Here is an 18,561-nt window from a genome sequence, read left to right as displayed (position 1 = left end):
CCTGGGGCCCACGATCTTAGAAATCTCGCTTGTAGAAGATGTCCAGCGAGCTTGCCAATCCACTGGCGGCTTCCACGTACACTTTCTTGCTGAGCTTGTAGCGCAGGGCGATGGTGCTGGCCGGCTCGAACACGCCGACCCCATAGCGCAGGCTCAGGCGCTCGGTCAGGTTGCCGCTGGCGACCACGCTGGTGCTGTTGCCCGAGCCTTGGGTATCAAGCTGGAAGTCATCGATGCCCAGCCGCGAGGCAAGGCCACCGGTGAGGCCGGCACTGCCGGCGAGCCCCAGGCCCAACGCCGCCTCCGCGAGCATGTTGTTGTCTTCCCCGGAATTGCCCAAAGGACGGCCGAGTACCAGGTAGGACAACGCCTGCTCCTGGCTCATGGCCGGTTCCGAGAACACGGTGCTGGTCGGTTGCTCGGCGCTGCCGCTGAGGCGGATACCGGCAGTGACCTCGTTCACCTGACGGATCGCTTCGATGTCCAGGTAGGGCTGGTCGATGGGCCCGGCGAATAGCAGCCGGGCGCGGCGGATGGTCAGGCGCTGACCATAGGCACGGTAGCGACCGTCGGCCAGGCTCAGCTCGCCGCGGGTGTCGAGGTTGTCGCCGATGTGTACATGGCCCAGCAGATTGGCGGTCAGACCGAAACCGCTGAACGACAGCTTGTCGCGACCGACCTCGACGTCGACGTCCATGGCCACCGCCATGGGTGCCTCGCCCTGCTCGGTCTGCTGACCGACGATCACCGTGTCATCCGACACCTTGACCGTGGAAGGCGGCAACTCGCGCACGGTGATCTTGCCTTTGGGCACCTGCACCTTGCCGGTCACCGCCAACTTCTCGCCAGCCAGGCGAATCCGCAGGTCGGGCGCGACTTCGAGCGCCGCGTATGGCTCGACGCTGACCGGCAGTTGCTGGCCCTGGAGCCGCAGATCGACGGCCAAAGCCTGACCCCAGGTCATGTCGCCGGTCAATTGCCCGCGACCGGCCTCGCCGCTGCGCCAGTCGCCGTTGATCTGCACCTGCTCACCGGCGATCAGCGCCCGCAGCGACAAGGCTTCCAAACTGACCGGCAATTCGGTGCCACTGACGTGTCCGCCGCTGAGCTGGACAGTGCCGTTGACCTGCGGCGTCAGCAACGTGCCGGACAGCCGACCCTCGCCATTGAGCTGGCCAGCCAGGCGCTCGACCATCGGCAGGAACGGACGGGCGATCGACAGGTCGACGCCGGAGAGGCGGAAATCGCCAGACAACGGTTTGTCGCGCCCCAGTGGATCGATGCGCGTGGACAGGTTCAACTGACCCAGCCGCTCGCCGCGGAACACCAAGGTGGTGTCTACCTGACGCGGCGCCAGGGTGCTGTCCAAGCGCAGCGTCTGATAAGGGAAATCGACCCAGCGACCACTGTCGCGCACGCGCAACGTGCCGCCACTGGCATCCACGCGCACCGTACCCTTCGGCCCGCTGGCCGGGATATCCAGGTTGATGTCGGCGTTGAGCATGCCTTGCCAGGCGAAGTCCTTGGGTAACCACGGGGCCAGGCTGTCGATGGGGAACTGTTTGAGGTGATAACGCAGTCGCGGCTCCGGCGCCAGGCGCTGGTCGTCACCGCACAGGCTGGCCTGGCCGGAGCGCCAGCAATGGCTGGCGAAGTCGATCTGACCATTGGCCAGGCGCTGCAAGCGCGCCGGGGCCTGTAGTTGCCAGTCCTGGCCACCGGCCTGGACCCGGCCGCTGGCCAGCCGACCGCGCCAGTCGCCCTTGGCCAGCGTGCCGTCGAGCGCAAGGTTCAGCTTGAGTTGCGGGCCGTCGAGCGCAAGGCTCAGCGCCTGCTGACGAATGTCGCCCTTGCCGCTGAGGTCCAGATTACCCAAGGCGGTCTCGCCCAGGCGGATAGCGCCGACCTTGAGCGTGACCACGCCTCGCTGGGCATTGTCCAGGCGCGCGTCCAGGTCCAGCCGTTGAATGCGATTGTCGGCCTGGGCCAATTGCTGCCCCTGCAGCGTCAAACTACCCTGCGGGGCCGCCAGGGTTCCGGCCAGATCGAGGCGACCTTTGGCCTGGCCTTGCAGGCGCGGCCAGAGCTGCTCCAAACGGGGCAGGTCGAGGTCGATGCGCCCGGCCAGGCGCTGCTGCAGGCTGCCGCTGCCGGTAATACGGTTGTCGCCCAACTGGATCGCCAGCGTGCCCAGGGTCCAGGCATCCCCTGCCCCCTTGGCGTCTGCCTTGAGCTGCGCAGGTTGACCACGCAGGCGCCCCTTCAGATCAAGCTCGGCATCGAGCTGCAACCGCTCGTTCTTCAACTCACCCTTGCTGCGCAGCGGCCCTGCCAGCGTACCTGGCAGTTCAGCGACCCAATAGGCCGGGTCGAGTGCCGATACGTTCAGATCGACATCCCACGCCAGGGTGTCGGCGAACTGGATGCCGACGCTGCCCGCCGCCCGCCCTTGACCAGCCACCAATTCGAGCTTGGGCAAACGCACCTGGCCCAGATCTCCCGCGAACGGGCTGGCCACACTGAACGCCCCCGCCGGGCCTTCCAGATTGCCGGTGAACTCACCCTCGTAGCGGCCGTCGCGATACGCCACCTGCGCCTTGAAGCGCTTGAGCGTCACTTCAGGCGTCTCTGGCAGCGGGTACAGGCGCAACCAGGGGAAATCGAGCCAGTCGACAGTGGCATCGGCCTGCACGCCCTGCTCCCAGTCAGCCGTGGCCTGAAGCCGGAGGCGCTGCGTGTCACTGGCGGTCAGGTCCAGGGCATCGAGGCGCGCTCCTTTGGCATCGACCTTGCCGTTCAACGCCAGCGCGATCGGCCCTTGCTCGGCCGGCAGGCTCGCCGTGCCCTCGAGCCGATAACCCTCGAGCAGATCCCCGGTTGCCAACAGTTGAAGTTGGTTCAGTTGCAGCGGTGCGGGCAACGCTGCAGACGGCCGGAACCCATCGGCACGAATGCGCAGCCTTGCGGGCACATGCTCGGCCAGCGCTTGCAGCTCACCGTCGATTCTGGCTTGCAGGTAACCGCTGCTGGTGCCGTCGAGCGCCAGCGTCTTGAGCAGATCGCCTTTGGCGTTGAGCACCAACTGCCACGCCTGACCATCAACCGCAGGCAGTTGCAGCGTGGCATCGGCATCGAGCGGCCAATCGCCCTCGGGCAAAACGGTACCTTGCAGGCTCAGGTGCAGATCGTCGCGCTGCAACTGCAAGTGGTCGATGCGCATGCCCTGTCCGGTCCAGTGCGCCGCCAGTTGCAGATCGCCGAGCAAGTCGCCGCCATCGAGGCGCAGTTGGCCCACCTTGACCTCACCCAACTCGATGGCGATCGGCAAGCGCAAATCAGGCAGTTTCAGAGGACCACTGTCGGTCTGCTCGGCGCTGGGGGCAAAGGCCATGTCGATACGCTCGGCCTGCAGGCGCTGGACACACAAGGTGGCGCGCAACAAACAGGCAGGCGACCAGTGCAGTTGCGGCGCCTGCAGTTCGACGCGGCTAGCGTCCTGCGTCCAGACCAGGCGACTGGCCTGCCATCGCCCGCCCAGCGTGCCTTGGAAGTCGTCGACCTGCAGGCCTGGCACCCAACCTAGCACCCAGCGACTGCCCGCCTGGGTGCCGAGCACCAGGGTCAGCGCGAGCACCATCAACAGCAGCAGGCCGAGCAGTCCCAACAGCAGCGGCGTGATCACCCGCCTCACAGTTCAGGCCCCATGGAAAAGTGCACACGGAAACCGCCGTCATCATCGAGCGCACGCGCCAGGTCCAGGCGCAGCGGACCGACTGGCGACACCCAGCGCACGCCGATGCCGACCCCCGTCTTGAGGCTGGGCAGCTCCAGCGAATTGAAGGCGTTGCCTTGGTCGACGAAGGTTGCCACGCGCCATTTCTCCGTGATCGAGTACTGGTATTCGACACTGCCGGCAACCAGGTAACGGCCACCGATGCGGTCGCCCTGGCTGTTCTTCGGCGACAGTGTCTGGTAGTCATAGCCGCGCACGCTCTGGTCACCACCGGCAAAGAAACGCAGCGACGGCGGCATTTTCTTCTCATAGCCGTTGGTGGCGCTGCCGCCGAACTGCACACGCCCGAGCACGCGATGGTTTTGCCCCAAGGTGGTCAGGCCCTTGAGCAGGACGTTGCCATGCACCAGGTTGGTGTCGGACACCAGCCCTTCCTTGGCCACCTGGACGTCGAACTGCAGGCGGTAACCATTGTGCGGGTCGATGCGGTTGTCGCTGCGCAGGTACGAGTAACTAATGCCAGGCATCAGCAGGTTGCTCAGGCCGGAGTCGTCACCCAGTCGGTATTCCTCGCGCTGGTACTTGAGTGAAATCACCCGCTGCCAGCCGCTGGGCAGCTTGCTGTGCCACTCCGGGCCGACCGTCAACAGTTTGCTCAACGTGTCGGTGCCAGAGAGTTCTTCGTTCTGGTAGCCACCGGCAAAGCGCAGTTTGTCGGTCAACGGTGGGTCTAGGGGTACGTCATACCAGAGGCCGACGTTCTGTCGGGGGCCGGAAATCTCGGTTTCCCAGCCATAGCTGTGGCCTTGCGGGTTGACCCAGTGCCGCGTCCAGTTGGCTTTGCCGCGCGGCCCGACATCGGTGGAAAACCCCAGGCCCAGGCCCAAGGTGCGCGGTTTGCGGGTATCGAGTTGGACCGCCACCGGCACCACGTCGTTCACGGCTGCCGTGGGCGCAGCATCCACCCGCACGCCCTCGAAGTAGCCGCTGGACTGCAGGTCGTTGTTCAGTTCGGCGACCAGTTCCGAGTCATAGGGCGTACCGGGTTTGAAGCCCACCATGCGCTGCAGCAGATCGTCGTCCAGTGGCGCGTCGCCGCTGAAGGTGACCTTGCCCAGGCGGTAGCGCGGACCGCTCTGATACACCAGCTCAATATCGGCGACCCCGGCGCGGGGATCCACGGCCAGGCGTTGGCGGGCAAACCGCCCGTCGAAGAAGCCATAGCGCGAGGCCTGGTTCTGGATCAGGCGCTTGGCGTCCTCGTAAGCACCGTGATTCAGTTGCTCGCCTTGACGCAAGGCCCGGCTGTCCGGGACTCGGAACGCCTTCAGCTCGCTGGCTGGACCCTCAATGCGGACCTGCACGTTGCGCAGGCGCACCGGCTCGCCCGGCTCGACCCGGATGATCAATTGCAAAGGCTGATCAGGCTTGCTCGGGGGCTGGACCTGGGCGTCGATCTGCGCCTGGTAATAGCCCAGCGCCTGGGCCGCCTTGCGCGCCTGTTCCTCGGCCCCGCGACTGAAGCGCAGCAAGGCGTCCTCGTCACGATCGCCGAGGCTGCCGATATAGCCTTCAATGTTCGCCTGCAGCGCCTTGTTGGCCGGTTTGACCCGCACCACCAATTCGCTCTGGCCCCACGCTGTACAGCTGGCGGCGAGCAACAGCACGCCCCAGCCAAATCGTCCTGAATACGTCATGGCGGGCATGCTACCAGAGCGAAGCGGCAGCGTAAGCCGCGCCTGTCGCGATCAAGACGCTATCGTTTTGACTGACGACGGATTCGGATTGAAGAACACCCGTTCGTTGACACTGCCGAGTGCAAGCTCTCCAACCTCCTGATACCCCATGCGCTCGCAGAACCCGTAGTAATGCGGGTTGCCGGTGCTGAGCACGACGCCTTGCGTCTCCAGGTCCTTCGCGCACCAGTCGTGTACCGCCTGCAACAATTTTTCGGCGTAGTGCTGGCCCTGAACCTGTGGATGCACACCCAGCAACGACAGCACATGCACTTGCTGGGTTGGCAGGCAGGCGGCCAGCGCTGCCTGATACGCCAGGTAGCGACGGGTGCTGCGCCGACCTGCGCCGATCAGCATACGCAGGCGCCACATCCAACTGTCGGCCACGCCCAGACGGCGCTGGGGCGGCGCGATCAATGCCACGGCGATCAAGCGGTCGTCCACCAGCAAGCCCAGCGCCGGCAGTTGCATATAGAAGTGCTGGCGCACCCAGGCGCGTATCATTGCGCGCAATCGCCGCTGGTAACCGCCGCGTTGGGCGTCGAACAGCCAGGCGAAGGTCGGTTCCGAGGGATAAGCGTCATAGAGCAGCCTGCGCACTTCGCGGCGATAACCATCGTCGAGCAGGCAGAGGCGGGCTGGGGCGGCGGACATGGCGAAGATCCTTCTGGAAGGTGCGGGTCAGAGCTTTTGAGGCACGCCGTGGCGCATCGTTCCACCGTCGTTGCGGTACTGAAGAGCCGCCCAGAAGCTCAGGCTGGTGATGACTGCGGATGTCAGCTAGCATCCCTGGCTTTTACCAGGATCGCCTTAGCCATGAAGATCGTCTCGTTCAACATCAACGGCCTGCGCGCCCGCCCGCACCAGTTGGCCGCGCTGATCGAGAAGCATCAGCCGGATGTCATCGGCCTGCAGGAAACCAAGGTCAGCGACGAGCAGTTCCCGCTGGCCGAGGTCCAGGCCCTGGGCTATCACGTGCACTTTCATGGGCAGAAAGGCCACTATGGCGTCGCCCTGCTCTCGCGGCGCGAACCGCTGTCGCTGGTCAAGGGTTTCAGCACCGATGAAGACGATGCCCAGCGCCGTTTCATCTGGGGCACCTTCGCCGATGACAATGGCGCCGCCATCACCATCATGAACGGCTACTTTCCCCAGGGGGAAAGCCGCGACCACCCCACCAAGTTCCCCGCCAAGCAACGCTTCTACAGCGATCTGCAAGCCTTGCTGGAGGGTCAGTTCCACAACGACCAGCCCTTGGTGGTGATGGGCGACGTGAACATCTCCCCCCAGGACTGCGACATCGGCATCGGCGCGGACAATGCCAAGCGCTGGCTCAAGACCGGCAAGTGCAGCTTCCTGCCGGAAGAGCGTGAATGGATGGAGCGCCTCAAGGGCTGGGGTCTGGTCGACAGCTTCCGCCACCTGCACCCAGAGGTGGCGGACCGCTTCAGTTGGTTCGATTACCGCAGCCGCGGTTTCGAGGACGAGCCCAAGCGTGGCCTGCGCATCGACCTGATCATGACCTCGCAGGCGTTGCTACCGCGACTCAAGGACGCCGGCGTGGACTACGAACTGCGGGGCATGGAAAAACCGTCCGACCATGCACCGATCTGGCTGGAGTTGGCTTGACCGCCGTGCATCGATGAGTCAACTGCGCAGAAAGGCCTCGACCTGCTGCGCGGCGCTCACCGGATCCTGTTGCATGAAGCAGTGCCCGCCGGCGACCGACTGCTCACTCACATGGCGATTGCGCGCCGCCAGGCGTCGAGCCGACTCGGCAACGAACGGATAGCTCTGTTCGCCGTGCAGGATCCGCGTCGGCGTGACGATCTGCTCCAGGCTCGGCCACAGCCGCGACGGCCAGGAACTGAATACCTCCACCTCGCGGCTGGGCCGACACTTGAGCACCACGGCATTGGAACAATCGCCCAACGCGTGGCCCACATAAGCCTGCAGCGACGCTTCGCTCCACCCTTTGAAGATGCCCCGTCCGTGCAGCGACGCCAGCGCCGCCTCACGGTCCGGCCAGTGACTGCGCCGGGTGGCAGCTTTGCGGGCCAGGCCATGTCGGCGATTCAGGCCCAACAGCGCCAGGATGCGCATGACCGCGATCATGCGTGGGCTGAACAACACCGGGTCGAGTAGCACGGCACGCGCGAACAACTGCGGCTGCCGGGCCAGAATCAGTGCCGTCAGCACGCCACCGAAACTGTGCCCGGCGGCATACCGCGGTATCTCGCCGAATATCGACCGCCCCGCCTCGAAGGCTTCTACCACCAACTCCGCTGAGCGGTTCCAACCGCGAAACGCCCCGCCATGATCGCTATCGCCATGACCCTGGACATCGCACAGCCACAGGTCGAAGTGCTCGCCGAGGCGCATCAGCAACGGCTCGTAAGCCAGGCAACAGAAGCCGTTGCCATGCAGAAAATGCAACAGCGGCTTGCCGCTGGGTGCCGAGTGCCAGCCTCGCAAGGTGAAGCCGTCGGAGCAGTCGTGGGACCAAGGAATCAATTGCATCGGGAGCGGCACTCGTCGAACTACGAAAACGACGATTCTACAAACAGCAGCGGATACAACGAAATCACCAGCAACACGGCCATCAGGACATTGAACAGCACCAGCCAGCGAGGATTGCGCAGCACGTTGCGCAGCGCGCTGCCGAACATGACCCAGATGCCGACGCTCGGCAGGTTCACCAACGCGAACAGCACGGCAATCACCACGACGTTCACGGCATAGCCTTGGGCCGGGGTATAGGTGGTGATTGCCCCAACAGCCATCACCCAGGCTTTTGGATTGACCCACTGGAATGCCGCCGCGCCCCAGAAACTCATGGGGCTGCGCGTGCTCTGAGCCTCGCCGGATAGCGGGCCGGAGGTGGCGATTTTCCATGCAAGGTACAGCAGGTACGCCGCGCCGACATAGCGCAGCACGCTGTACAGCGGCGGCCAGGCTTTGAAGAGCTCACCCAGGCCAAAACCCACACCCAGCACCATCAGCATGAAGCCAATGCTGATGCCCATGGCATGGGGAATCGAGCGACGGACACCGAAGTTCACTCCCGAGGCAAGCAACAAGGTGTTATTCGGCCCCGGCGTGATGGATGAAACGAAGGCGAAAAGAATGAAGGCGCTGAGTAGTTCGTAGGAGCCAAGCATGGCGTGCAAGTCCGTCATAGGATGATTGTCGAGTCGCACAACACTAGCGATCCTTGATCGACCCAAACCCATACAGTTATGGAAAATTAGCCCATAACACATAACTGTTCATCTACTGATGCCCCCGCCCCTCCAAAACCGACCAGTCTCAGAGACTCGGCAACGCCAGCCCTACCCGCTACGCTAGGCGCTTGTCTTTCAAGGAATGCCCCCATGAGCCTGACCATTCGTCCAGCCCAGCGCAGCGACGCCGCACAGATCCTCGATTTCATCACTGAGCTTGCGGACTACGAGCGAGCCCGAGACCAGGTGGTAGCCAGCGTCACCGACATCGAACGCAGCCTGTTCGATGACGGCAGCACCGTACACGGACTGATCTGCGAACGTGACGGTCAACCCATCGGCTTTGCCGTCTTCTTCTATAGCTACTCCACCTGGTTGGGCCGCAACGGTATCTACCTCGAAGACCTGTACATCACCCCTGAGCACCGTGGTGACGGCGCCGGTCGCCAACTACTGCGCCACATCGCCCGCGAAGCGCTGGCCAAAGGCTGCGCACGCCTGGAGTGGAGCGTACTGGACTGGAATGCGCCAGCCATCGGCTTCTACGAGGCTCTGGACGCGCAAGCCCAGTCTGAATGGATTCGCTATCGGTTAGAGGGCGAGCGTCTGCACAACTTCGCCGCAGGGTGATGCACGGAACAGACAAGTGGGCGATGTGTTACCCGCACAGCGCCGGCGGCCGACAAGCGGGTAACACGGAAACAATTCGAGAGGTTCGTGCGCGCTTCCCGCAGTGCCAAAAAAACAGCAAATCATTGATTTAAAAGGAAATTAAAAAGTTGGCACGCCACCTGCTATATCTCTGGCACAACAAAAATAAAAAATCGCGACACACCCAATAAAAACAACATGCACCGGCTCTGACATAACAAGAACAACACGGCAGAGGCGCAGCAAGCAGATTTTTTTGGAGTAGGCAGCAATGTGGGGCTCGCCCCCGGTTCGACACAGAACAATAAAACTACCTTCAGGTAGCGACAGTCAGGATCGAATGCAGGCCAGCGCTCAAAAAAATACGTTTGCTCTTGGCCCCAGATAGGGGCCCGGCTACACCGGAACCGGCTGACAAAAACAACAACAGGCCGGTTTTGAATAATAATAAAAGAGCAGGCAACAACACCTAGAGGGGAGCTTCGGCTCCCCTCAGTGTTTCCGACCACCCTCCTCGTCCTTCTTCTCCTCGTTCTCGTCTTCCACCTTGCCCACCAACAGCGGCATGCTGGCCAGTACCAGCAATGCCAGCACGGTGCTCACCAGGGCCGTCGCTTCGCGCCCCATGCCCGCAGCCGTGCCGATGGCGGCCGTCATCCACAGCCCCGCAGCAGTGGTCAGGCCCTTGACATGACTGGTGTCACGTCCATTGCCTTTGAGGATGGTGCCTGCACCGAGAAAACCGATGCCTGCAACGATGCCCTGGATCACTCGACTGAGCGCCTGATCGTCTGCACCGGCCATACCCGGCGCCAATACGAACAACGCCGCGCCCATGGACACCAGCATGTGGGTGCGCACACCCGCCGATTTCCCACGATGCTCACGCTCGAAGCCCAACACGGCCCCAAGCACTGCGGCCATCATCAGACGCACGACGATCCGTGTGACCTCGCTTTCATCGGTAATGTCGGCGAATTCGGCCACTACCGCCTGCCAGACGTTTTCCCAGATCCGCTCCACGCACAGTCCTCAGAAGGCTTCATGGAAGGTGGACCGCACACCCTGCCAGGAGTGCGACGGCGATGCAGAAACCTCGCCACCCACAAGGTCAAAGACTTAAACCACAGGAGAGAAAGGCCATGCCCGTACACATCGACGACCACAAGCGCTGCACCTTGTCCGGTGACACCGTCACCATCGAAGGCCTGGGCCACGAGGTCGAGATCGTCACCGACGCGCACCTGCGCATGTCGGTGGCCATTCTCGCCGGCGAACGCTTCCCGATCACCGAAGCCGAGGCCGATGCGCTCACCGTGGCAGGTGCGGTGGATAGTCGCAGACATCTGAAGAACAGTGGCCCAGGCTCGATAATCTAAGGGTTCGAGTGGGTTACAGCGCGTTCTGATATGGTTTTTATCGCCCGACCTGAGCCTGTGCTGAAAACAGATCGGGGGCCATAGTGCCCGGGCCTGATAGAGGCCTGATGAGCGAACCACCATGAGCGAGAGAGTGCCCTTCCGAGTCATCCACATCGAACCCGCCGCCACGCCAGCACGACAGAACGCTGACGGGCAGATCCAGACCCGCAGCTTCAAAGGCGTATACCGCAACGTGCGCATCGGTTTCGCCGGCCTGCTGTTCGCGCTGTTCTTCGCTACCGCCTGGCTGAACTGGAACGGGCGCCAGGCCGTGCTGTGGGACTTGGCCGAGAGCAAGTTCCACATCTTCGGCGCCACGTTCTGGCCGCAGGACTTCATCCTACTCTCTGCGCTGCTGATCATTTGCGCCTTCGGCCTGTTCGCCATCACCGTATTCGCTGGACGGGTCTGGTGCGGTTATAGCTGCCCGCAGAGCGTCTGGACCTGGCTGTTCATGTGGTGCGAGAAAGTCACCGAAGGTGACCGCAACCAGCGCATCCGCCTGGCCGCCGCACCCTGGAGCCTCAACAAACTGGCTCGCCGTGCTTCCAAGCACGGCCTGTGGCTGGCGATCGGGGTGATAACCAGCCTGACCTTCGTTGGCTACTTCACACCCATCCGGGCACTGGCCAGTGAGCTGTTGAGCTTCGAGCTGGGGGGTGTCGCACTGTTCTGGATCCTGTTCTTCACCGCTGCCACCTACCTCAATGCCGGCTGGCTGCGTGAAGCGGTATGTATGCACATGTGCCCGTATGCGCGTTTCCAGAGCGTGATGCTCGACAAGGATACCCTGGCCGTGGCCTACGACCCGCGTCGCGGCGAATCGCGCGGCCCACGCAGGAAAGGCAGCGACCCGCGCGCGCAGCAATTGGGCGACTGTATCGATTGCACCTTGTGCGTGCAGGTCTGCCCCACCGGCATCGACATCCGCGACGGTTTGCAGATGGCCTGCATCGGCTGCGCGGCCTGCATCGACGCCTGCGACACCGTCATGGACAAAATGGGTTACCGGCGCGGCCTGATCGGCTACAAGTCCGAGCACAGCCTGCAGGGTGGCACCACCCACTGGCTGCGTCCGCGCCTGCTCGGCTACGCCACGGCCCTGGTGGTGATGATCGGCGCACTGGTGATCGCGCTGCAGATGCGGCCGATGGTATCCATGGACGTGATCAAGGACCGCGGACTGTTCCGCGAGAACGCCCAAGGCCAGATCGAGAACATCTACCTGCTCAAGATCATCAACAAAACCCAGCAACCGCAGCGTTACGCGCTGAGCCTGGTCGATGCCGACGGTTTCGTCCTGCAGGGCAAACGCGAGCTGTCCATTGCCGCCGGGGAGATGAGTGAATTGCCGGTGTCCGTGGCGATGCTGGCCGAGCGACCTGCCAGCAGCTCGGTGGACCTTACCTTCGAAGTGCAGGACCTCGCCCAGCCGCAGGTGCACAGCCGCGCGCGCAGCCGATTCGTCGCGCCCCTGAACCGCTGATCCCTTACACTGCCGCCCACCTTGCGTGCCCAGCCAGAAGTCCAAGAACGATGAAACGCTACGAACGCTTTGCCGACGACATCGCTGAATTGATCCGCTCCGGGGTGCTTGGCCCTGGCCAGCGCGTGCCTTCGGTGCGCTATGCCAGCCAGACCCACGGGGTCAGCCCGTCCACCGTGTTTCAGGCCTACTACCTGCTGGAGCGGCGCGGGCTGATCCGCGCCCGACCGCGTTCGGGCTATTTCGTCAATGCCCATGCGCCCCGTCAGTTCAGCGAGCCGCAGGCGCAGGCGCCGGTCAGCGAGTCCACCGACGTCGACGTCAGCGACCTGGTGTTTTCGATCCTCGACTCGATCAAAGACCCGCACACCGTGCCCTTCGGCTCGGCCTTCCCCAGCCCGACGCTGTTTCCACTGCAACGCCTTTCGCGCTCGCTGGCCAGCGCCAGTCGGGCCATGGATCCGCGCGTCGTGGTCACCGACCTGTCGCCGGGCAATCCGCAACTGCGCCGTCAGATCGCCCTGCGCTACATGGTCGCCGGGCTGATGCTGCCGATGGAGGAGTTGCTGATCACCAACGGGGCGCTCGAAGCGCTCAATCTGTGCCTGCAAGCGGTCACCGAGCCAGGCGACCTGGTCGCCATCGAGGCGCCCGCGTTCTATGTCTGCCTGCAGGTGCTCGAGCGTCTGAAGCTCAAGGCTGTGGAAATCCCGGTGCACCCACGTGAAGGTATGGACCTGGACGTATTGGCGCAGACCCTGGAGAAACACCCGATCAAGGCCGTGTGGTCGATGACCACCTTCCAGAACCCGGTCGGCGCGAGCATGCCCGAGGCCAAGAAACAGGCATTGGTGGACCTGCTGCACCGGCATCAGGTGCCGTTGATCGAAGACGATGTCTATGCCGAGTTGTATTACGCACCCCAGGCCCCCAAGCCCGCCAAGGCCTTCGACCGCGACGGTCTGGTAATGCACTGCGGGTCGTTTTCCAAGAGCCTGGCGCCCGGCTACCGGGTTGGCTGGGTCGCTGCCGGGCGTTACGCGCAGAAGATCGAACGGCTCAAGTTGATGACCTCGCTGTGCGCCTCGATGCCCGCCCAGGCCGCCATCGCCGACTACCTGCAGCATGGCGGCTACGACCGTCACCTGCGCAAGTTGCGCTACGCCCTGGAGGGCCAGCAGTCCAGCATGCTGGCGGCCATCGCTCGACATTTCCCGGCCCAGACCCGCGTCAGCCAACCGTCCGGCGGCTATTTCCTGTGGCTCGAACTGCCTGAGCGAATGGATGCGCTTAAGCTGTTCCACATGGCCCTGGCCCAAGGCATCAGCATCGCGCCAGGGCCGATCTTCTCGCCGACGCGGCGCTTCGGCAACTGCATACGGCTGAACTACGGCTCGCCCTGGGACACTACCTGCGAACAGGCGATGCAGACCCTGGGGCGCATCGTCAGCTCGTTCTGAGTGCAGCGTCAAAGGCGGCGCCGATCAGCGTCTATAGTGAGGACTCGCCGCTTGGAGAACCGACGCCATGTCCACCTTGCCCGCACATCCACCTGATCCCTATACGCTGGCGTGGCACCGCCAGCAAGCGCGCGCGGCCATGCTCGAGGAAGGCATGAAGGAGCAGTGCTTCGAGCTGCTCTGTCAGCAGATGAACGAGGGATTCTGCATTGTCGAAATGATCGACACCCCACGCGGCCCACTCAGCGACTATCGGCACATCTACCTGAATGCCGCCAGCGTGCGCCACGCGGGTTATCACCGCCACCTGGGCGTCACCGTTCGCGAGCTCATCCCCGATGAGGCCGAGGTGTGGATCGAACGCTTCGCCGAGGTACAACGTACTGGAGTCAGCAGTACCTTCGTTCACGAACTCAAGGAAGCCCGTCGACTGCTGGCCGTTTCCGTCTATCGATTGGAGCCGACGAGCAAGCGTCGCCTGGGGGTGATCTTTCGCGATCAGTCGTCCAGTGAGTTGCTGCTCAGCCGTTACGAGCTGCTCGAACAACGCATCGATGCCGCCCAGGCCGAGCGCAAACTGTTCGGCGATGTGCTCGACAGCAGCCTGGCCAACGTGCTGGTGATGGACAACAACCTGATTCTGCGCGCCATCAACCGCACCGCGCGGGCCACGTTCCAGCGCGAGCATCACTACGTCCCGCAAATCGGCGAGACGCTGGAGCAGGCCCTCGCCCCTCTGCCAGAGGCCAGCAAGCTGATGCTGCCGCTGTGGCGCCGGGCCCTGAGCGGGGAATCCGTGGTTCACGTCATCAGCATTGGTGATGGGCCCCTCCTGCGCCACTATGAATTGCGCATGAGCTGCCTGCGCAACGATGAGCAGCAGATCATCGGCGCTTATCTGTTCGCCTATAACATCACCGAACGGGTCAACGAACAGGAGCGGCTGCGCGAGGCCGAGCAGGCCCTGCGTCAGTCGCAGAAGATGGAAGCGGTCGGCCAGCTCACCGGCGGTATCGCTCATGACTTCAACAACCTGTTGGGCAGCATCCAAGGTGCACTGGAGCTGGCCCGGCAACGCCTGCGCGAATCGCGCGCGGACGATGCCGCGCAGTTGCTCGACAGCGTGCAACAAGACACTGGCCGCGCGGCCTCGCTGGTGCAGCGCTTGCTGGCCTTTTCACGCCAGCAGACCTTGCAACCCCAAGCCATCCATATCCAACACCTGGTCAGCGGGTTGATGCCGCTGATCAAGAGCTCGGTCGGCAGCCGCGTGCAACTGATCGACCGCACCCAGCCTGACCTGTGGCTGACCTGTGTCGATCCTCCGCAACTGGAAAGCGCCCTGCTCAACCTGTGCCTGAATGCCCGCGATGCCATGCCCGAGGGCGGCGCCGTGTCCATTCAGTGCGAAAACATCGACATGGATCCGCTGCTCGCCGCAGGCCTGGACGCTGCACCTGGCGAGTACCTGCACCTGGCCGTGGCCGATCAGGGCGAGGGCATGACGCAGGAGGTGGCCGAGCGGGCCATCGATCCGTTCTTCACCACCAAGCCACTGGGACAGGGCACGGGCCTGGGGCTTTCGATGGTGTACGGCTTCGTGCGCCAGTCAGGCGGGCAGATGCAGATTCAAAGCACGCCGGGACAGGGCACAACCGTGCACCTGTATTTGCCACGTCATCACTCGATACCTCGACGCACCGTGTTGGTCATCGAAGAACAACCGGCAATGCGCCTGGTGATGCAGGAATACCTGGAGGACGCGGGCCACAGAGTTCACACCAGCCTCTCGGGCAACGAAGCGTTGTGCGCCGTGCAGCAAGGGCTGCGGCCAAACCTGCTGATTTGCGACGCACGCGTGCTGCGCCAGGAGACCGGTTTACGCCTGCTCCAGGCGGCGCAGCAGGTGAATCCGGCGCTGAGGGTGCTGGTTCTGGCCGAGCCGGGCGAAGCCGTCGACCTGCACGGCGATACGCACGTTGAGGTGCTCAACCGGCCGGTCAATGTCGAGGCGTTGGTAGGCCGGACGACGTCAATGCTCGAAGCACTGAAGGTGTCTTGAAACGCACAGGCCGCTGCGTCGGCAGTGAACGCCCGGCCTGCTGAAATCTCGCTTCAATGACCTGCCGAGGCTGGTCCCGCCTTGGCCGTGAACGGCGGCTTGGCTAGCCACACGAGCAGGATCAAGGCGCCGAAGACCCAGGTGAGCAAGGTGAAATAGTCCACCGTGGACATCATGTAGGCTTGACTGTTGAGGATCTGCTCGAGCTGCGCATAGCTCTGCGGGCTCGCCCCGCCCAACTGGGCCAACGTGTGCCGGGTCGCCGGGTCGTATTGGCTGATGTGCTCGCTCAGGTAGGCATGGTGCTGATCGGCCCGGCGAATCCAGATCCAGGTGGTCAGCGACGCGGCGAAGCTGCCCCCCAAGGTGCGCAGGAACGTCGCCAGGCCAGAACCGTCGGCGATCTGCTGGGGCGGCAGGTCCGAGAGCAGAATGCTCAAGGTGGGCATGAAGAACAGCGCCACGCCAATCCCCATGAACAACTGCACCAGGGCGATGTGCAGGAAATCCACTTCGCTGGTGAAACCGGCGCGCATGTAGCAACTGGCGCCGATCGCCAGGAACGCCAGACCGGCCAGTAGGCGCAGGTCGAAGCGATGGGCGTATTTGCCGACGAAGGGCGACATGATCACCGGCAGCAGGCCGATGGGCGCGACTGCCAGGCCGGCCCAGGTCGCGGTGTAGCCCATCTGCGTCTGCAGCCACTGGGGCAGGATCAGGTTGATACCGAAGAACCCCGAGTAGCCACCGACCAGCACCAAGGTGCCGATGCGGAAATTGCGGTGCACGAACAAGCGCAGATTGACCACCGGATGACGATCGGTCAGTTCCCAGATCACGAACACGGCCAGGAACACCACCGAGATGAGGCTCCCGGCAACGATGAACGAGGATTCGAACCAATCCAGGTCATTGCCCTTGTCGAGCACCACCTGCAAGGCGCCCACGCCAACGATCAGCGTCAGCAGACCGACGTAGTCCATGGGCTGACGACTGGTGGTTACCGGCCGCGCGCGCATCTGCTGGCGCACCACCGCAGCGGCGAACAGGCCGATGGGCACGTTGATGAAGAAGATCCAGGGCCAACTGTAGCTGTCGGTGATCCATCCGCCGAGAATCGGTCCGGCAATCGGCGCCACCACCGTGACCATCGCCAGCAGCGCCAAGGCCATGCCGCGCTTGGCAGGCGGATAGACCGCGATCAGCAACGTCTGGGTCATCGGGTACAGCGGCCCGGCGACCACCCCCTGCAGGACGCGAAAGCCCACCAGTTCCGGCATGGATTGCGCGATCCCGCACAGGAACGAGGCCAGCACGAACAGCAGCGTGGCCCAGATGAACAGCTTGACCTCACCGAAGCGTCGGCTCAGCCAGCCGGTCAGCGGCAAGGCGATGGCATTGCTCACCGCGAATGAAGTGATGACCCAGGTGCCCTGCTCGTAGCTCACCCCCAGGTTGCCGGAAATGGTCGGCAGCGCCACGTTGGCGATGGTGGTATCCAGCACCTGCATGAACGTCGCCAGCGACAACCCGATGGTCGTCAGCAGCAGACTCGGCGGGGTGAACTGAGCGGGGGCGCCGTTGCTCATTGCGACGCCGTCTTGCCGCTGGCGGCGCTGTTGTCATGAATCAGCTTGGCGATCAGGCGGTCGGCCTCGGCCAGTTGGCGGTCGTACACTTCGGTGGCATAGCTGGCCTGCTGCGGCGGTTGCTGGGCCAGGGTCGGACCGCTCTGGTCGTGCAGGTCGACCTCGACCACGGTCGACAAGCCGATACGCAGCGGGTGCGTCTTGAGCTGTTCTGGGTCCAGGTGCACGCGAACGGGCACCCGCTGGACGATCTTGATCCAGTTGCCGGTGGCGTTCTGTGCGGGCAGCAAAGCGAACGCGCTGCCGGTACCAGCGCCGAGGCTGTCGACGGTGCCGCGGTAGATGACGTCGCTGCCGTAGAGGTCGGCGGTGACCTCCACCGGCTGACCGATGCGCATATCCCGCAGTTGGGTTTCCTTGAAGTTGGCGTCGATCCACACCTGATTCAGCGGGATCACTGCCATGGTCGCGGTGCCCGGTTGCAGGCGCTGGCCAAGCTGCACGGTGCGCTTGGCGACGTAGCCGGTGACCGGCGCCACCAGCGTGGTACGGGCATTGTCCAGATACGCCTGACGCAAGTCCGAAGCGGCAGCAAGTACATCCGGGTGCGAAGCGACCACGGTGTCATCGACCAGCGCCGTACTGGTGTTGAGTTGCTGGCGCGCGCTGTCCAGGGCGCTTTGCGCACTGGACAGGTCATCGCGCGAGTGCGACAGCTCTTCGGCGGAAATCGCCCCGCTGTCGGCAAGCACCTTGCGGCGGTTGTAGTTCTCCCGCGCTTTCTTCAATTCGGCCTGGCGCGCCTGCATCTGCGCTTTGAGCGCATCGACGTTGCTGTACAGCCCGCGCACTTGGCGTACGGTGTGCGCCAGCTTGGCCTCGCTGGCCTGCAATGCCACCTCCCCATCGCTCGGATCGAAACGCAGCAGCACCTGCCCGGCCTGGACCAGGTCGCCATCATCGGCACCGATGCTGATGACGGTGCCGGTAATCAGTGGCGTGATCTCCACCACGTTGCCGTTGACGTAGGCGTCGTCGGTGCTCTCGTGCCAGCGCCCGACCAAGGCGTACCAAGCCCAGGCGGCAGCACCGGCGAGGACCACCAGCAGCAGCAGGGCCAGCAGCCAGGTCTTGCGCTTGCGATTGGCGCCCGGCTCTTGTGCGGGGGCGGGTGCATCGGAGGGAGTGGCCATGACGTT

14 protein-coding genes are annotated in these 18,561 nt (G+C 63.7%); 6 read left to right on the top strand and 8 right to left on the bottom strand.

Annotation, left to right across the window (positions count from 1 at the left end; all coding sequences use genetic code 11):
- Nucleotides 1–16 precede the first annotated feature (16 nt).
- From Q6A47_RS11345 to Q6A47_RS11335, 3 genes are read right to left on the bottom strand one after another with little or no spacing between them, the layout of a single operon-like run.
- The gene (locus Q6A47_RS11345) at nucleotides 17–3,691 is read right to left on the bottom strand and encodes a translocation/assembly module TamB domain-containing protein (protein ID WP_304484356.1); all 3,675 of its coding nucleotides are present in this window, start codon (nucleotides 3,689–3,691) and stop codon (nucleotides 17–19) included.
- Nucleotides 3,688–5,430: an autotransporter assembly complex protein TamA gene (locus Q6A47_RS11340; protein ID WP_304484355.1), complete on the bottom strand. Its 1,743-nt coding sequence runs from the start codon at nucleotides 5,428–5,430 to the stop codon at nucleotides 3,688–3,690. The genes Q6A47_RS11345 and Q6A47_RS11340 overlap by 4 nt, the downstream gene beginning before the upstream one ends.
- Before the next feature lie 51 nt (nucleotides 5,431–5,481).
- Nucleotides 5,482–6,123, bottom strand: a complete 642-nt coding sequence (locus Q6A47_RS11335) for a GNAT family N-acetyltransferase (protein WP_369811470.1) — start codon at nucleotides 6,121–6,123, stop codon at nucleotides 5,482–5,484.
- A 162-nt stretch (nucleotides 6,124–6,285) separates the two neighbouring features.
- Between Q6A47_RS11335 and xthA the strand changes: the two genes are divergently transcribed.
- Nucleotides 6,286–7,098, top strand: coding sequence for an exodeoxyribonuclease III (gene xthA / locus Q6A47_RS11330; RefSeq protein ID WP_304484354.1), 813 nt, complete (start codon nucleotides 6,286–6,288; stop codon nucleotides 7,096–7,098).
- An 18-nt stretch (nucleotides 7,099–7,116) separates the two neighbouring features.
- On the opposite strand, the gene Q6A47_RS11325 is transcribed toward xthA, so the two are convergent.
- Both Q6A47_RS11325 and Q6A47_RS11320 read right to left on the bottom strand, forming a co-directional pair.
- Entirely contained in the window at nucleotides 7,117–7,989 is an 873-nt protein-coding gene (locus Q6A47_RS11325; protein ID WP_304484353.1) for an alpha/beta fold hydrolase, read from the bottom strand.
- Between the two features lie 20 nt (nucleotides 7,990–8,009).
- Nucleotides 8,010–8,630, bottom strand: a complete 621-nt coding sequence (locus Q6A47_RS11320) for a LysE family translocator (protein WP_304484393.1) — start codon at nucleotides 8,628–8,630, stop codon at nucleotides 8,010–8,012.
- Between the two features lie 213 nt (nucleotides 8,631–8,843).
- On the opposite strand from Q6A47_RS11320, the gene Q6A47_RS11315 reads away from it, so the two are divergent.
- Nucleotides 8,844–9,323, top strand: a complete 480-nt coding sequence (locus Q6A47_RS11315) for a GNAT family N-acetyltransferase (protein WP_304484352.1) — start codon at nucleotides 8,844–8,846, stop codon at nucleotides 9,321–9,323.
- Nucleotides 9,324–9,836: 513 nt separating this feature from the next.
- Here the strand turns inward: Q6A47_RS11315 and Q6A47_RS11310 are convergent.
- A complete protein-coding gene (locus Q6A47_RS11310) occupies nucleotides 9,837–10,358 on the bottom strand; it encodes an MgtC/SapB family protein (protein WP_037027819.1) in 522 nt (173 codons plus the stop codon).
- 128 nt (nucleotides 10,359–10,486) lie between these two features.
- Here Q6A47_RS11310 and Q6A47_RS11305 point away from each other — a divergent pair, with 128 nt between their 5' ends.
- The 4 genes from Q6A47_RS11305 (at nucleotide 10,487) to Q6A47_RS11290 (ending at nucleotide 15,773) form a co-directional block, all read left to right on the top strand.
- Nucleotides 10,487–10,723: a DUF3203 family protein gene (locus tag Q6A47_RS11305; protein ID WP_029613288.1), complete on the top strand. Its 237-nt coding sequence runs from the start codon at nucleotides 10,487–10,489 to the stop codon at nucleotides 10,721–10,723.
- A 121-nt stretch (nucleotides 10,724–10,844) separates the two neighbouring features.
- Nucleotides 10,845–12,251, top strand: a complete 1,407-nt coding sequence (gene ccoG, locus Q6A47_RS11300) for a cytochrome c oxidase accessory protein CcoG (protein ID WP_304484351.1) — start codon at nucleotides 10,845–10,847, stop codon at nucleotides 12,249–12,251.
- Between the two features lie 50 nt (nucleotides 12,252–12,301).
- Nucleotides 12,302–13,711 carry a GntR family transcriptional regulator MpaR gene (gene mapR, locus Q6A47_RS11295; protein WP_304484350.1) on the top strand — a complete coding sequence of 470 codons (1,410 nt, stop codon included), beginning with the start codon at nucleotides 12,302–12,304 and terminating at the stop codon, nucleotides 13,709–13,711.
- Nucleotides 13,712–13,778: 67 nt separating this feature from the next.
- Nucleotides 13,779–15,773: an ATP-binding protein gene (locus Q6A47_RS11290; RefSeq protein ID WP_304484349.1), complete on the top strand. Its 1,995-nt coding sequence runs from the start codon at nucleotides 13,779–13,781 to the stop codon at nucleotides 15,771–15,773.
- A 53-nt stretch (nucleotides 15,774–15,826) separates the two neighbouring features.
- On the opposite strand, the gene Q6A47_RS11285 is transcribed toward Q6A47_RS11290, so the two are convergent.
- Together Q6A47_RS11285 and Q6A47_RS11280 are read right to left on the bottom strand one after the other, a co-directional pair.
- Nucleotides 15,827–17,362, bottom strand: a complete 1,536-nt coding sequence (locus Q6A47_RS11285) for a DHA2 family efflux MFS transporter permease subunit (protein WP_039577169.1) — start codon at nucleotides 17,360–17,362, stop codon at nucleotides 15,827–15,829.
- Nucleotides 17,359–18,555: an HlyD family secretion protein gene (locus tag Q6A47_RS11280; RefSeq protein ID WP_029613285.1), complete on the bottom strand. Its 1,197-nt coding sequence runs from the start codon at nucleotides 18,553–18,555 to the stop codon at nucleotides 17,359–17,361. The genes Q6A47_RS11285 and Q6A47_RS11280 overlap by 4 nt, the downstream gene beginning before the upstream one ends.
- Between the last annotated feature and the right edge of the window lie 6 nt (nucleotides 18,556–18,561).

The organism is Pseudomonas boreofloridensis, assembly GCF_030580795.1.
GTDB lineage: Bacteria > Pseudomonadota > Gammaproteobacteria > Pseudomonadales > Pseudomonadaceae > Aquipseudomonas > Aquipseudomonas boreofloridensis.
This window is presented reverse-complemented; position numbering and strand designations above follow the sequence as displayed.

Coding starts and splice junctions, on each gene's coding strand:
- Q6A47_RS11340 (WP_304484355.1), bottom strand. CDS start 5,430: ATGACGTATTCAGGACGATTTGGCTGGGGCGTGCTGTTGCTCGCCGCC.
- Q6A47_RS11335 (WP_369811470.1), bottom strand. CDS start 6,123: ATGTCCGCCGCCCCAGCCCGCCTCTGCCTGCTCGACGATGGTTATCGC.
- xthA (WP_304484354.1), top strand. CDS start 6,286: ATGAAGATCGTCTCGTTCAACATCAACGGCCTGCGCGCCCGCCCGCAC.
- Q6A47_RS11325 (WP_304484353.1), bottom strand. CDS start 7,989: ATGCAATTGATTCCTTGGTCCCACGACTGCTCCGACGGCTTCACCTTG.
- Q6A47_RS11320 (WP_304484393.1), bottom strand. CDS start 8,630: ATGCTTGGCTCCTACGAACTACTCAGCGCCTTCATTCTTTTCGCCTTC.
- Q6A47_RS11315 (WP_304484352.1), top strand. CDS start 8,844: ATGAGCCTGACCATTCGTCCAGCCCAGCGCAGCGACGCCGCACAGATC.
- Q6A47_RS11305 (WP_029613288.1), top strand. CDS start 10,487: ATGCCCGTACACATCGACGACCACAAGCGCTGCACCTTGTCCGGTGAC.
- ccoG (WP_304484351.1), top strand. CDS start 10,845: ATGAGCGAGAGAGTGCCCTTCCGAGTCATCCACATCGAACCCGCCGCC.
- mapR (WP_304484350.1), top strand. CDS start 12,302: ATGAAACGCTACGAACGCTTTGCCGACGACATCGCTGAATTGATCCGC.
- Q6A47_RS11290 (WP_304484349.1), top strand. CDS start 13,779: ATGTCCACCTTGCCCGCACATCCACCTGATCCCTATACGCTGGCGTGG.
- Q6A47_RS11285 (WP_039577169.1), bottom strand. CDS start 17,362: ATGAGCAACGGCGCCCCCGCTCAGTTCACCCCGCCGAGTCTGCTGCTG.
- Q6A47_RS11280 (WP_029613285.1), bottom strand. CDS start 18,555: ATGGCCACTCCCTCCGATGCACCCGCCCCCGCACAAGAGCCGGGCGCC.